The sequence below is a fragment of the Azotobacter chroococcum genome, assembly GCF_004339665.1.
GTDB lineage: Bacteria > Pseudomonadota > Gammaproteobacteria > Pseudomonadales > Pseudomonadaceae > Azotobacter > Azotobacter chroococcum.
This window is the reverse complement of the sequence record NZ_SMMU01000003.1, coordinates 263,380-276,424: the sequence shown is the minus strand read 5'-3', so window position 1 is coordinate 276,424 and position 13,045 is coordinate 263,380. Positions and strand designations below refer to the sequence as shown.

The window sequence follows — 13,045 nt, the reverse complement described above, 5'->3', positions numbered from 1 at the left end:
CGGAAGCTGAAGCGACGTATTATCGACAACTCGACGAGTCAGCCCTGGCGGCATGACTCACACCAAAGAGCCTCCGAGATTCCCGGGGCGGTTCATGTCAGCAACTTTGGCTCCATGCGGTTGACGGTGTTTATCAGCAGTTCACTTACGTTGGCCGTACCACCCAGCCTAGCGCCTCGCCCGCGTGTTGCTCGCAGGGTCTGCATGGCGCCTCGCGGCGACCACACACCACAAACCTCGTGGGACTACATTGTCAGGACGCTTCGCACCCCGCCGTTACCGGCGACGCACTGTCCCTAGGCTACTTTCTGGCTGAACAGAAGGTCTCGTGTCCCGGCCACCTTGCGGTTTTCGGGTGAGACAATGACAGCTATGGCTTGCGCCCTACGGATAGGAGCAGCCAGCTTTTTGGACACGATCTCCCATACCTCCCCTGTACTCAAAATACGAAATACAGGCTCAGTACGAATATCGTTTTATGGTCCCCACGGTGGAAGACCGGATATTTAGGCAACGAATTGCCGAATCCTTAGCGCCTTGACGGCACCCTGAATCCGGGCTTTTGTCGCCCGGATCTCAGATTTTTAGAGCTGTTTTGCGGGAAAAGCGGCCACCAACCATGTGGTGACCGCCTAGGATGTAGCCCGCTAGGTACTCCTACCTATAGCGACTCTCGTCGCACTACATCATGCCGCCCATGCCGCCCATGCCGCCCATATCCGGCATGGCCGGAGCCGGCTTGTCTTCGACGATGTCGGCGACCATGGCTTCGGTGGTGATCATCAGACTGCCGATGGAGGAAGCGGCCTGCAGCGCGGAACGGGTGACCTTGGCCGGATCAAGGATGCCCATCTCGATCATGTCGCCATAGGTATCGGTCGCGGCGTTGAAGCCGAAGTTGCCGGAACCTTGCTTGACCTTGTCGACCACCACGCTCGGCTCACCGCCGGCGTTGGCGACGATCTGACGCAGCGGCGCTTCGACAGCGCGACGCAGCAGGGCGATACCGACGTTCTGATCTTCGTTGTCGCCCTTCAGGCCTTCGATGGCCTGCAGTGCACGCACCAGAGCCACGCCGCCGCCGGGGACCACGCCCTCTTCCACCGCCGCACGGGTCGCGTGCAGGGCGTCTTCGACGCGGGCCTTCTTCTCCTTCATCTCGACTTCGGTGGCGGCGCCGACCTTGATCACGGCAACACCACCGGCCAGCTTGGCCAGACGCTCCTGCAGCTTCTCGCGATCGTAGTCGGAGGAGGTTTCCTCGATCTGCTTGCGGATCTGCGCAACGCGGGCCTCGATGTCGGCCTGGGCACCGGCGCCGTCGATGATGGTGGTGTTTTCCTTGTTCAGCACGACGCGCTTGGCGTTACCCAAGTGCTCCAGGGTGGCGCCTTCCAGGCTCAGACCGACTTCCTCGGAAATCACGGTGGCGCCGGTCAGGATGGCGATGTCCTGCAGCATGGCCTTGCGGCGATCGCCGAAGCCCGGAGCCTTCACGGCGGCGACTTTGACGATGCCGCGCATGTTGTTGACCACCAGGGTGGCCAGGGCTTCACCCTCGACATCTTCGGCGACGATCAACAGCGGACGGCCGGACTTGGCCACGGCTTCCAGCACCGGCAGCAGTTCGCGGATGTTGGAGATCTTCTTGTCGACCAGCAGCAGCAGCGGGTTGTCCAGCTCGGCGACCATGGTGTCGGGCTTGTTGATGAAGTACGGCGACAGGTAGCCGCGATCGAATTGCATGCCTTCGACGACGGACAGTTCGTTTTCCAGACCCGAACCTTCCTCGACGGTAATCACGCCTTCCTTGCCGACCTTGTTCATGGCCTCGGCAATGATGTTGCCAATGGACTCATCGGAGTTGGCGGAGATGGTGCCCACCTGGGCGATTGCCTTGGCGTCGGCGCACGGCTTGGCCAGCGACTTCAGCTCGGCGACGATGGCATGGGTGGCCTTGTCGATGCCACGCTTCAGATCCATCGGGTTCATGCCGGCGGCAACGGCCTTCAGGCCTTCGTTGACGATCGCCTGAGCCAGCACGGTGGCTGTGGTGGTGCCGTCGCCCGCTTCGTCGTTGGCCTTGGAAGCCACGTCTTTCACCAGTTGGGCGCCCATGTTCTCGAACTTGTCCTTGAGTTCGATTTCCTTGGCCACGGACACGCCGTCCTTAGTGATGATCGGTGCGCCGAAGCTCTTGTCCAGAACCACGTTACGGCCTTTCGGGCCGAGGGTGGCCTTGACGGCATCAGCCAGGACATTCACGCCTACCAGCATTTTCTTGCGAGCGGAATCACCGAACTTGACTTCTTTTGCAGCCATTTTGATCGTTCCTCAATCTTGGATTTTCTACGGAGACTCGCGGGAATCAGGCTTCGACGACGGCGAGGATTTCGTTCTCGCCCATCACCAGCAGATCTTCGCCATCGACCTTGATGGTGTTGTTGCCGGAATAGGGGCCAAACACCACCTTGTCACCGACCTTTACGGCCAGCGGACGGACTTCGCCGTTGTCCAGCACGCGACCGGTGCCGACAGCGACGACTTCGCCACGGTTCGGCTTCTCGGCAGCGGAACCCGGCAGCACGATGCCACCAGCGGTCTTGGTTTCTTCTTCGCTACGGCGAATCACGACGCGGTCATGCAGAGGACGAAGCTTCATTGTCGATCTCTCCTAGTTTTTCTATCGTTTCAGCAACCGATGCCTTCATCGGCCCATTAGTAAAAGCCGGCACTGCCGGTTGCGGCCCGCAACGCGGGACCGCGGAAGATAGCCTGTCGTCCGACAGGAACCTTGCGGTGTCCGCTAGATGTGGGCGCTCAAGGGCATTTCAAGGGTGGTGGAGAAAAATTTTCCGTCCGCCGATCGGCCAAGGGCGAGTGAAGGCTCAGCGCGACCGAAGGGCCGACAGTGCGGCCCAAAATCCGGAGGCAAGGTGAAGGCCTGTGGATCAGAAGGAAGGGAAACGGCTAATCGTCCCGGCGCTCGTACTCGCCCTCGATGACATTGGGCCGGGAGGCATCCGGGCGGGACTGCCCGGAGCGGGCGGCTAGATCGTCGAAGAAGGCCCGCTGGCGCAAGGCCTGCTCCTCGGTGCGGCGGCGCAGCCGCTCCAGCAAGAGGTGCCGGGTGAAGGGCAGCAGGCAAGGTATGGCAAGCAGATCGCTGACGAAGCCTGGCAGCAGCAGCAGGCCGCCACCGATGGCGACCAGCAGCCCGTCGAGCATTTCCAGCTCCGGCAACTCGCCGCGGGCCAGCCGCTCGCGGGCCCGCCAGGCGGTCGCCACGCCGGCGAGTCGCAGGACCAGCCCCCCCACCAGCACACCGAGGACGATCAGCAGCAGCGTCGGCAGGACACCGATCGCAGAGCCGACCTTGATCATCACGGCCAGCTCGAGCAGGGGGAACAGCAGAAACAGCAGTAGAAAAGCACGCATCAATGATTTCCCGGACGGAAGATGTTTTCCGGTTGACTGACTACTAAATGGGCCCATTGCGCCGCCAATTCAAGCCTGTTCCTGCCCGGCGGCCGGCCAGACCGCGGCGTGGGCCAGCTGTACCAAGGCCTGGCGCACCATGGCGGGATTGTTACAGGGTGTTTGGAAGGGCAGCCAGTACAGCGCCTGAGCGATGCGCAGATGAAAGCCTTCACTGTCGATGCCGACCATTTCCGCCAGCTCGTCGGCCGGCAGCCCGGCCAGCTCGACATAATGGGCAATGGCCTCGGCATGGTCGCGATTCATGTGTTCGATCATACCGGCTTCGACCTCACCGGCGAAGGGGTTGGCCAGCTCCACGCCCTCCAGCCAGTGGATCGAGCCGAAGCCGCCGATGAAGCGCCAGCGCACCGGCTCCAGCACCCAGAAATCGAAGTCGTGGGCGCGGTGGTAGTTACGCGCAGCCGGGAAATAGCGGTAGTAGCGCGCAGCGGCCGTCTCGATCAGGACCTCGTCCTGCAGTTGTCGGGCTTCGGCTACGAGGGTCAGGCGCCCGGTGGCCTGCACGTCGAGCGCGCCGCGCTCGCCGACCAGCAGTGAACACCTGCCGTCGGCCTGAAGGTTGCGGGTGTGCTGGGCGATCCGGCTGATCAGGAGCAGCGGGCGGCCCGCCGCATCCAGGCAGTAGGGCACCGCTGATCCGAAAGGAAAACCAGGGAGGCTCTGGGACAGGGTTGCTAGCGCTCCGCGGTACTCTTTGAGTAATAATTGTCGGGCATCCTTTAGGTCCTTCACCTTCACGCTCACCTTATGACTCCTCGTCGAAGATCCGTTGCAACGGACGAGTGCCCAGCATAACGAGTAACGGCACCGGCAAGGCAACAGTGAATCCATCCCAAAGAGGGATAGCAGATGCAACTGAACGATAAGGTCATCATCATCACTGGGGGTTGTCAGGGGCTGGGGCGGGCCATGGCCGAATATCTGGCAGCCAGAGGCGCAAAGCTCGCGCTTGTCGATCTCAACGCGGAAAAGCTCGACGCCGCCGTCACTGCCTGCCGGGCGGCCGGCGGCGAGGCCCGTGCCTACCTGTGCAATGTCGCCCGGGAAGAAGAGGTCATGCGGATGGTCGACCAGGTGGCGAAGGACTTCGGAGCGATCAACGGTCTGGTGAACAACGCCGGCATCCTTCGCGACGGACTCACCGTCAAGCTCAAGGATGGCGAACTGACCACCCTGAGTCTGGCCCAATGGCAGGCGGTGATCGACGTCAACCTGACCGGCGTGTTCCTCTGCACGCGGGAGGTGGCGGCGAAGATGGTCGAATTGGGCAGCCAGGGCGCGATCGTCAACATCTCCTCCATTTCCCGGGCCGGCAACATGGGCCAGGCCAACTATTCGGCGGCCAAGGCCGGGGTGGCGGCCGATACCGTGGTTTGGGCCAAGGAGCTGGCGCGCTACGGCATTCGCGTGGCGGCCATCGCCCCCGGCTTCATCGAGACCGAGATGACCGCCAGCATGCGCCCCGAGGCGCTGGAAAAGATGACCGCCGGCATCCCGCTCAAGCGCATGGGCACGCCCGCGGAAATCGCCCATGCCGCCGCCTTCATCTTCGAAAACGACTACTTCACCGGTCGCGTCATCGAACTGGATGGCGGTCTGCGCTTATAAGGACGGCAGGCTCCGGGCAAAAGCCTGGAGCCGTTTCTCCCATGTATCCCGCAAACCACCTCAACCAAGCCCACGAGCCCGCAGCGGAGAATGCCGCCAGCCGTCGGCAGGCCCTGTACCAGACCCTGGCCAGGGTGCCGGCCGGGCAGGTGATCAGCTACGGACGCCTCGCCGAACTGGCCGGACTCGGCCGGGCTGCCCGCTGGGTCGGTCGTATCCTGGCACAGTTGCCGGAAGACACCCGCCTGCCCTGGCACCGCGTGGTCGCCGCCGACGGCCGGCTCAGCCTGGCGCTGGGCAGCCCCGCCGGCGACGAGCAACGCGCCCGCCTGCGCGCCGAGGGACTGACCGTGCATGACAATCGCGTGGATATTCGCCGACATAGCTGGAATCCGGATGACGCTGCGGTTAGAGTGCGCCCTTTGCCCGCCACCACGAAGTCCCATGTCCCATAAATCCTGGCGCGATGCCCTTGCCGCCTATGCCAGCCCTGCTACCTTGGCCCTGCTGCTGCTTGGCTTTGCTGCCGGTCTGCCGTACATGCTGGTGTTTTCCACCCTGTCGGTGTGGCTGCGCGAAGCCGGGGTCGCCCGCGAGACCATCGGATATGCCAGCCTGATCGGCCTGGCCTACGCCTTCAAGTGGATGTGGGCTCCCTTGCTCGACCAGTGGCGCCTGCCGCTGCTCGGCCGCCTCGGCCGGCGGCGATCCTGGCTGTTGCTGTCGCAGGTACTGGTCGCCCTGGGGCTGGCCGGGATGGCGCTGTGCGATCCGCAGAACTCCCTGCCCTGGCTGATTGCCCTGGCCGTGCTGGTCGCCTTCGCCTCGGCCACCCAGGACATCGCGGTGGATGCCTATCGTCTGGAGATTGCCGAAGGCACCCGCCAGGCCGCCCTGGCGGCCAGCTACATGGCCGGCTACCGGGTATCCGCCCTGCTGGCCACCGCCGGGGCCCTGTACTTTGCCGACTGGTTCGGCTCCACCAGCGGGCTCTACAAGGCTTCCGCCTGGGGTTCCACCTACCTGATGTTCGCTCTGCTGATGCTGCCCGGCCTGACCACCACCCTGCTGATGCGCGAACCTGCGGTCCCCCAGCAGACCCAGCAGGAGGCGGCGCGCTTCAGCTTCAACCACCAGATGCTGTCGATCCTGGTGTTGATCGTGCTGATGGTCTCGGTGCCGGCGACCTTCACCCAGCTCTACAGCAGCGACATCCTGCTGGTGCTGCAGGGCCGGATGGGCGTGGTCGAGCTGATCGGCGAAGATCGCGCCTTCCTGCGCTTTCTGCTCTACCTCATCCTCACCACCCTGTGCCTGTCGGCCATGGGTCGGCGCAGCCTGGCGCCGGTGCTGACGCCGATCAGCGACTTCATCCAGCGCTACCGCTGGCAGGCTCTGCTGCTGCTCGGCCTGATCGCCACCTACCGCCTGTCGGATACGGTGCTCGGCGTGATGGCCAACGTGTTCTACATCGACCAGGGCTTCAGCAAGGAGCAGATCGCCAGCGTCAGCAAGCTGTTCGGCCTGATCATGACCCTGCTCGGCGCCGGCTTCGGCGGCCTGCTGATCGTCCGCTTCGGCATCCTGCCGATCCTCTTCATTGGCGGTGTGGCCTCCGCCGCCACCAACCTGCTGTTCCTGATGCTGACCAGCATGGGTGCCAACCTGGAAATGCTGGTAGTGACCATCTCCTGCGACAACTTCAGCTCCGGCCTGGCGACCTCGGCCTTCGTCGCCTACCTGTCGAGCCTGACCAGCCTGAAATTCTCCGCCACCCAGTACGCCCTGCTCAGCTCGATCATGCTGCTGCTGCCGCGACTGATCGGCGGCTATTCCGGCGTGCTGGTGGAAAAGCACGGCTACGGCCAGTTCTTCCTGTTCACCGCCCTGCTCGGCGTGCCGACCCTGCTGCTGATTCTCTGGCAGTCGCGGCAGCAGCCTCTCGCCCCAGAGCCCTCGGAAGACGGCGATGCGGTGACCGAACGGACCTGACCCTGGCGCGCCCCACAATGCAATCGCCCCGGCCTGACCGGGGCGATTGCATATCGGACACAGCGTCCCGAGGCGCGGAGCGGGTCAGTCGCGGAAGTTGTTGAACTGCAGCGGCATGCCCAGCTCTTGGGTGCGCAGCAGAGCGATGGCCTCCTGCAGGTCGTCGCGCTTCTTGCCGGTGACGCGCACCTGCTCGCCCTGGATCGCCGCCTGCACCTTGAGCTTGGCGTCCTTGATCAGCGCGACGATCTTCTTCGCCAGCTCCTTGTCGATGCCTTCGCGCAGGACCACCTCCTGCTTGACCACTTTGCCAGAGGCGTAGGGGTCCTTGTATTCCAGGCACTGGATATCGATCTTGCGCTTGATCAGGGCCAGCTTGAGGATCTCGATCATCTGCTCGAGCAGGAAGTCGGCCTCGGCGGTCAGGGTGACCGTCTTCTCCTTGAACTCGAAGCTGCCTTTGCCGCGCAGGTCGTAGCGCCGGTCCAGCTCCTTGATCGCATTGTCGATGGCATTGGTGACTTCGTGCTTGTCCAGTTCGGACACCACGTCGAACGAGGGCATGGGATTCCTCCAGTTGGGGGCGCGGCCGACATCGCAGCGGGCGCCTGGCTTGACGGTTGAAATGACCAGTCATTATAACGGCTCGACCAAGGCGCACTGCACAACGACCGCCGCCCTTGCCCGCCCCAAAGCCCACCAGCGAGTCCAGCCATGTCCCTGCCCCCGCTCGATGCATCCCAGTCCCCTGCCAGCGAGACGACCTGGCACGTGCTCGGCGCCGGCAGCCTGGGCAGCCTCTGGGCCGTGCGCCTGTCCCGCGCCGGCCTGCCGGTGCGGCTGATCCTGCGCAATCCAGAGCGGCTGGCCGCCTACCGGGTCGCCGGCGGCCTGCGGCTGGTGGAGGACGGGGCCGAACAGCTGTATCCGATTCCGGCCGAGAGCCTCGGCGCCGCTACGCCCATCCGCCGCCTGCTGCTGGCCTGCAAGGCCTATGACGCGGCAGCGGCGGCCGAGCGCCTGGCGCCCCGGCTGGGACCGGGCGCCGAACTGGTCCTGCTGCAGAACGGCCTCGGCAGCCAGGAGGCGGTTGCCGCCCGGCTGCCCGGACGCCGCTGCCTGCCCGCCTCGACCACCGAGGGTGCCTTCCGCGACGGCGACTTCCGGGTGGTGTTCGCCGGCCAGGGGCATACCTGGCTCGGCGATACAGGTCGGCCGCCGGCCTGGCTGGACGCACTGGCCGCAGCCGGCATTCCCCACACCTGGAGCGAGGCGATCCACGGCCGGCTATGGCGCAAGCTTGCCCTCAACTGCGCGATCAACCCGCTCAGCGTCCTGCACGACTGCCGCAACGGCGGCCTGCAGGCGCATGCCGGGGAAGTCGCCGCGCTCTGTGCCGAGCTGGCCGAACTGCTGCGCCATTGCGACCAGCCGGCCGCCGCCGAGGACCTGCAGGAAGAGGTCGAGCGGGTGATCCAGGCCACGGCGGCGAACTATTCGTCGATGCATCAAGACGTGGCCCGCGGCCGGCGCAGCGAGATCACCTATCTGCTCGGCCATGCCTGCCGCGAGGCCGAACGCCGGGAACTGCACCTGCCACGCCTGCAGGCGCTGCAGCAGCGACTGCAGCGGCATCTGGCCGAGCGCGGATTGCCGGTCGACTGAGGCCCGCGCTACCCTGCCCACTCCTTCCCCCGCCGCGTGATGCCCATGGGTCTGCGCCAGCGCCTCGAAAATCTGCCGGTCGGCCGCAAGCTCCTGGCGGCTCTGGTGATCCTGCTCGCTGCCGTGCTGCTGCTGGCCAACCTGGCTTTCATCAGCGCCGCCTACTGGATCTCCCAGCAGAGCATGACGCCCCAGGCACTCGGCAGCCTCGGCCAACTGATCGCCAGCCCGCCGCTTGCCCACCAGGCCCTCGCCTCGCCGGAGGCGGCCCGGGAGGTGCTGCAACGCCTGGAGTCCTATGCACCGCTGCGCAGCGCCGCCCTGTATGGCCACGACGGACGGCTGCTCGCCCAGCTGCAGCGGGGCGACAGGCTGCAGCTGCCGGAGCATGTCGACAAAGTGCGGGCCTGGCGGCTGCTCGAATTCCGCGTCACCCAGCTGATCGAGCTGCCGCAACCGGGACAGCTCCCCGGCCATCTGCTGCTGGTCGCCTCCAGCGAGTTGCCGGGAGCCTTCTATACCGGCACTCTCAGCGCCAGCCTGCTGATCCTCGCCTTCAGCGTGCTGCTGTGGATGCTGGTGGCCCGGCAGATTCGCCGACTGGTCACCCGGCCGATCCGCAAGCTGGAGGAACTGTCGCGCCGGGTCACCCTCGAGGAGAACTATTCGCTGCGCGCCAAGCGCGGCAACCAGGACGAGATCGGCAACCTGGCCGACGCCTTCAACACCATGCTGTCGCGCATCGAGGCTCGCGAGCATCAGCTCAAGCGTGCCCGCGACGAGGCGCAGAGCGCCTTCGACCAGGCTCAGAGCCTGACCGAGGAAACCCGCCGCTTCAACCGCAAGCTGGAGCTGGAAGTCCAGGTACGCAGCAAGATCGAGAAAAAGCTCACCGGCTTCCAGAACTACCTCAACAGCATCATCGACTCCATGCCCTCGGCGCTGATCGCCCTCGACGAACAGCTCTACGTCACCCAGTGGAACCAGGAGGCCAGCAGCCTGTCGGGAACGCCCCTGCACGAGGCCCTGAACCAGCCGATCTTCCTCGCCTTCCCGCCGCTGCAGCCGTTCCTCAACCAGCTCCGCCACACTGTCGAGCGGCACCACGTGGAGAAGATCGAGCGCGTCACCTGGATGCGCAACGACGAGCCCCGCCACTACGCACTGACTTTCTACCCGCTGATGGGCGGCGGCGGGCGCGGCGTGGTGATCCGCATCGACGACATCACCCAGCGCCTGTCCATGGAGGAGATGATGGTGCAGTCGGAGAAGATGCTGTCGGTCGGCGGCCTCGCCGCCGGCATGGCCCACGAGATCAACAACCCGCTGGGGGCCATCCTGCACAATGTGCAGAACATCCGCCGGCGCCTGTCAGCGGAGCTGCCGAAAAACCTCGAACAGGCCGAGGAATGCGGCCTTTCGCTGGCTGCAGTGAACGACTACCTGGAGCGGCGCGAGGTGCCGCAGTTGCTCGACGGCATCCAGCAGGCCGGAACCCGCGCGGCGAAGATCGTCAGCCACATGCTCAGTTTCAGCCGGCGCAGCGACCGGCAACTGACCCCCACCCTGCTCCCGCCGCTGATCGACCAGGTCCTGGAAATCGCCGGTAACGACTTCGCTCCGGCGGAGAGCTTCGACTTCAAGAACATCCGCATTCAGCGCGATTTCGACCCGAACCTCGGTCCGGCGCTGGTCATCGCCAACGAACTAGAACAGGTGCTGCTCAACCTGCTGAAGAACGCCGCCCAGTCGATCCACCAGCGCCAGAGCGGCCCACCCGGGCGCATCGTCCTGCGCACCCGACTCAATTCGCCCTGGGCGGAGATCATCATCGAGGACAACGGCATCGGTATCCCCGAAACCGTGCGCAAGCGCATATTCGAGCCGTTCTTCACCACCAAGGAAGTCGGCCAGGGCACCGGCCTCGGCCTGTCGGTGTCCTATTTCATCATCACCAACAACCACAAGGGACGGATGGAGGTGCAGTCGCGGCCCGGCCAGGGCAGCAGCTTCACCCTGCGCCTGCAACTGGCCGAAACGCCGGAAGGTGCCGAGCTCTGAGCCCGCCAGACAGAGACAGATATGGGCAACCGACTCTCGAAGATCTACACGCGCACCGGCGATGCCGGTGAAACCGGCCTGGCCGATGGCCGCCGGGTACCCAAGGATCATCCCCGGATAGAGGCCATGGGCGAGGTCGACAGCCTGAACAGCCAGCTCGGCCTGCTGCTCGCCGAGCTGGACGAGCAGCAGGGGCGTTGGCCGGGCCTTGGTGAGCTGAGCGAAATCCTGGCGCCCTGCCAGCACCGCCTGTTCGATCTCGGCGGCGAACTGGCGATGCCCGCCTACCAGGCGCTCGAGGCGCGCGAGATCGCTCGCCTGGAGGCCGCCATCGACCACTGGAACGCCGAGCTGGGGCCCCTGCAGGACTTCATCCTGCCCGGGGGCTCGCGGTTGATCGCTCAGGCCCATGTCTGCCGCAGCCAGGCCCGCAACGCCGAGCGGCGCTGCCAGCAGCTGAATACCGTCGAGGCACTGCGCCCGGAACTCCTCGCCTATCTCAACCGGCTCTCCGACCTGCTGTTCGTCGCCACGCGGCTGCTCGCACGCCGTCAGGGCCGGGCAGAGATCCTCTGGCGGGCAGCCAATCCGCCCGCCTGATCAGTCCGGCCAGAGCCCACGGATGCCGGCGATGCCCTGGGCACCGGCCTGCCAGGCACGCATCAAATGCTGGCTGTCGAGTCCACCGAGCAGAAAGGCCGGGCGGTCGAAGTCCTGCAGCAGTTCGGCTGCCTGCTCCCAGCCCAGGGGCCGGACTTCGGGATGACTGCGGGTGGCCTCGATCGGCGACAGGGTGACGAAGTCCACGCCCATCCGCGCGGCCAGGGCCAGTTCCTCAGCATCGTGGCAGGAGGCCGCCAGCCAGCGCTCGGCCGGGAAGGGTCGGCCGTTGGCGGCGTATTCGCGCAGCTGGCGGGCGGTCAGGTGCCAGCCGGCGGCCGGGAAATCGCCGAGCCACTCCAGCGGCCCCTTGAGCATCAGCTGTGCCCGTCCGGCGCAAAGCCCCTGCACATCGACTGCCATATCGCGGTATTCGGGATCGTACATATTCGGCGCGCGCAGCTGGACCAGGCGGACACCTCCTTCGAGGGCGGTTCGCAGGCCCTGCAGCAGCGCCTGCGAAGGGAGATTGTCCGGCGTGATCAGGTAGCGCTCGGGCAGCCGGGCAGCGGCGACGATCGGATAGTTGGCGGCAGGAAACTCATATTCCGGCAGCTGCCGCGGGGCGACCCAGGCCAGCGCCTGGCCTTCGGCACCGTGGGGCTCGCCGGCGAAAGCGCCAACCTCCCAGACATCCAGCAGCACGCGCTGGTCGGGGTAGTCGTGGCGTATCTGGATCAGCGGCCTGGCAGCGGCCACGCGGATGCCCAGCTCCTCCTCCAGCTCGCGGGCCAGGGCGGTCTCGACCGCCTCCCCCGCCTCGACCTTGCCGCCGGGGAACTCCCAGAGGCCGCCCTGATGCTTGTCCTCGGGGCGCCTGGCGAGCAGGACCCGGCCGTTGGCACCGCGAATCACTGCCGCCGCGACATGCACACGCTTCATTCGATCGTCTCCGTTTCCTGCAGGGCCGCCTGGTACCAGCGCTGGAAGGCTGGCCACTGGTAGAGGGTTTCCACGTAGGCCGCCGCCGGCTCCGGCAGGGCCACCGCATAGCCGCGCAGCCGCGCCGCCACCGGCGCATAGAAGGCGTCGGCGATGCCGGCATGGCCGAACAGGAAGGCTCCGTCCGCACCGAAGCGCTGCCGGCAATCGGCCCAGAGCGCGCAGATGCGGCCGATATCCTCCTGCACGGTAGCCGGCAGCGGCAGTGCCAGCGGTTTCGGGCGGCGCCTGAGGTCCATCGGCAGGTGGCTGCGCAGCGCGGCAAAGCCGCTGTGCATCTCGGCACACACCGAGCGCGCCACTGCCCGCGCATATTCGCCGCGTGGCCAGAGATGGCACTCGCCGTAGGTTTCGGCCAGGTACTCGGCGATTGCCAGGGAGTCCCAGATCGGTCCCTCCTCGGTCAGCAGCACCGGCACCTTGCCGGTCGGCGAGTGGCTCAGCAGGCGGGCGCGACTCGCCTGCTGATACAGGGGAATCCGCACCTCCGCATAGGGCTCCTCGGTCAGCTCCAGCACTAGGGCGGCGCGCATCGACCAGGAGGAGTAGTTCTTGTTACCGATGATCAGGGTCAAGGACATGGCAGTCTCCTTGGCTGCGGGCCGCTCGCGGTGCG

Annotated in this window: 13 protein-coding genes; 6 read left to right on the top strand and 7 right to left on the bottom strand. The window is 65.7% G+C overall.

What is annotated here, in order from left to right; genetic code table 11:
- Positions 1–681 precede the first annotated feature (681 nt).
- The 4 genes from groL to EV691_RS05295 form a co-directional block, all read right to left on the bottom strand.
- Positions 682–2,322, bottom strand: coding sequence for a chaperonin GroEL (gene groL / locus EV691_RS05310; RefSeq protein WP_131300253.1), 1,641 nt, complete (start codon positions 2,320–2,322; stop codon positions 682–684).
- Between the two features lie 46 nt (positions 2,323–2,368).
- Complete coding sequence (locus tag EV691_RS05305; protein ID WP_089167450.1) at positions 2,369–2,662, bottom strand: co-chaperone GroES; 294 nt, start codon at positions 2,660–2,662, stop codon at positions 2,369–2,371.
- Between the two features lie 308 nt (positions 2,663–2,970).
- Positions 2,971–3,438: an FxsA family protein gene (locus tag EV691_RS05300; protein ID WP_131256438.1), complete on the bottom strand. Its 468-nt coding sequence runs from the start codon at positions 3,436–3,438 to the stop codon at positions 2,971–2,973.
- Between the two features lie 69 nt (positions 3,439–3,507).
- A complete protein-coding gene (locus tag EV691_RS05295) occupies positions 3,508–4,239 on the bottom strand; it encodes a HugZ family pyridoxamine 5'-phosphate oxidase (RefSeq protein ID WP_242672602.1) in 732 nt (243 codons plus the stop codon).
- Positions 4,240–4,350: 111 nt separating this feature from the next.
- On the opposite strand from EV691_RS05295, the gene EV691_RS05290 reads away from it, so the two are divergent.
- From EV691_RS05290 to EV691_RS05280, 3 genes are read left to right on the top strand one after another with little or no spacing between them, the layout of a single operon-like run.
- On the top strand, positions 4,351–5,109 hold the full coding sequence (locus EV691_RS05290) for an SDR family oxidoreductase (protein WP_131300248.1): 759 nt from the start codon (positions 4,351–4,353) through the stop codon (positions 5,107–5,109).
- 41 nt (positions 5,110–5,150) lie between these two features.
- On the top strand, positions 5,151–5,564 hold the full coding sequence (locus tag EV691_RS05285) for an MGMT family protein (RefSeq protein ID WP_131300246.1): 414 nt from the start codon (positions 5,151–5,153) through the stop codon (positions 5,562–5,564).
- Positions 5,554–7,101, top strand: a complete 1,548-nt coding sequence (locus tag EV691_RS05280; RefSeq protein WP_089167445.1) for an AmpG family muropeptide MFS transporter — start codon at positions 5,554–5,556, stop codon at positions 7,099–7,101. The genes EV691_RS05285 and EV691_RS05280 overlap by 11 nt, the downstream gene beginning before the upstream one ends.
- A gap of 84 nt (positions 7,102–7,185) precedes the next feature.
- Here the strand turns inward: EV691_RS05280 and EV691_RS05275 are convergent, their stop codons facing one another.
- On the bottom strand, positions 7,186–7,665 hold the full coding sequence (locus EV691_RS05275; RefSeq protein ID WP_039805567.1) for a YajQ family cyclic di-GMP-binding protein: 480 nt from the start codon (positions 7,663–7,665) through the stop codon (positions 7,186–7,188).
- Positions 7,666–7,815: 150 nt separating this feature from the next.
- Here EV691_RS05275 and EV691_RS05270 point away from each other — a divergent pair, with 150 nt between their 5' ends.
- The 3 genes from EV691_RS05270 to EV691_RS05260 are packed head-to-tail and all read left to right on the top strand — an operon-like array spanning position 7,816 to position 11,427.
- Complete coding sequence (locus EV691_RS05270; protein ID WP_165496585.1) at positions 7,816–8,766, top strand: putative 2-dehydropantoate 2-reductase; 951 nt, start codon at positions 7,816–7,818, stop codon at positions 8,764–8,766.
- 45 nt (positions 8,767–8,811) lie between these two features.
- On the top strand, positions 8,812–10,827 hold the full coding sequence (locus EV691_RS05265; RefSeq protein WP_131300244.1) for a sensor histidine kinase: 2,016 nt from the start codon (positions 8,812–8,814) through the stop codon (positions 10,825–10,827).
- Between the two features lie 21 nt (positions 10,828–10,848).
- Positions 10,849–11,427, top strand: a complete 579-nt coding sequence (locus EV691_RS05260; RefSeq protein WP_131300242.1) for a cob(I)yrinic acid a,c-diamide adenosyltransferase — start codon at positions 10,849–10,851, stop codon at positions 11,425–11,427.
- Here EV691_RS05260 and EV691_RS05255 read toward each other — a convergent pair whose 3' ends face one another.
- Both EV691_RS05255 and EV691_RS05250 read right to left on the bottom strand, forming a co-directional pair.
- Positions 11,428–12,369, bottom strand: coding sequence for a Nudix family hydrolase (locus EV691_RS05255; protein WP_131300240.1), 942 nt, complete (start codon positions 12,367–12,369; stop codon positions 11,428–11,430).
- Complete coding sequence (locus tag EV691_RS05250; protein ID WP_090734315.1) at positions 12,366–13,010, bottom strand: glutathione S-transferase family protein; 645 nt, start codon at positions 13,008–13,010, stop codon at positions 12,366–12,368. Before EV691_RS05250 ends, EV691_RS05255 begins: the two co-directional genes overlap by 4 nt.
- Between the last annotated feature and the right edge of the window lie 35 nt (positions 13,011–13,045).

Bases quoted from the DNA above. Each gene is read 5' to 3' on its own strand.
- EV691_RS05290 (WP_131300248.1), top strand. From the start codon at position 4,351: ATGCAACTGAACGATAAGGTCATCATCATCACTGGGGGTTGTCAGGGG.
- EV691_RS05250 (WP_090734315.1), bottom strand. From the start codon at position 13,010: ATGTCCTTGACCCTGATCATCGGTAACAAGAACTACTCCTCCTGGTCG.
- EV691_RS05285 (WP_131300246.1), top strand. From the start codon at position 5,151: ATGTATCCCGCAAACCACCTCAACCAAGCCCACGAGCCCGCAGCGGAG.
- EV691_RS05280 (WP_089167445.1), top strand. From the start codon at position 5,554: ATGTCCCATAAATCCTGGCGCGATGCCCTTGCCGCCTATGCCAGCCCT.
- EV691_RS05300 (WP_131256438.1), bottom strand. From the start codon at position 3,438: ATGCGTGCTTTTCTACTGCTGTTTCTGCTGTTCCCCCTGCTCGAGCTG.
- EV691_RS05265 (WP_131300244.1), top strand. From the start codon at position 8,812: ATGGGTCTGCGCCAGCGCCTCGAAAATCTGCCGGTCGGCCGCAAGCTC.
- EV691_RS05275 (WP_039805567.1), bottom strand. From the start codon at position 7,665: ATGCCCTCGTTCGACGTGGTGTCCGAACTGGACAAGCACGAAGTCACC.
- EV691_RS05260 (WP_131300242.1), top strand. From the start codon at position 10,849: ATGGGCAACCGACTCTCGAAGATCTACACGCGCACCGGCGATGCCGGT.
- EV691_RS05255 (WP_131300240.1), bottom strand. From the start codon at position 12,369: ATGAAGCGTGTGCATGTCGCGGCGGCAGTGATTCGCGGTGCCAACGGC.
- EV691_RS05270 (WP_165496585.1), top strand. From the start codon at position 7,816: ATGTCCCTGCCCCCGCTCGATGCATCCCAGTCCCCTGCCAGCGAGACG.
- EV691_RS05305 (WP_089167450.1), bottom strand. From the start codon at position 2,662: ATGAAGCTTCGTCCTCTGCATGACCGCGTCGTGATTCGCCGTAGCGAA.
- groL (WP_131300253.1), bottom strand. From the start codon at position 2,322: ATGGCTGCAAAAGAAGTCAAGTTCGGTGATTCCGCTCGCAAGAAAATG.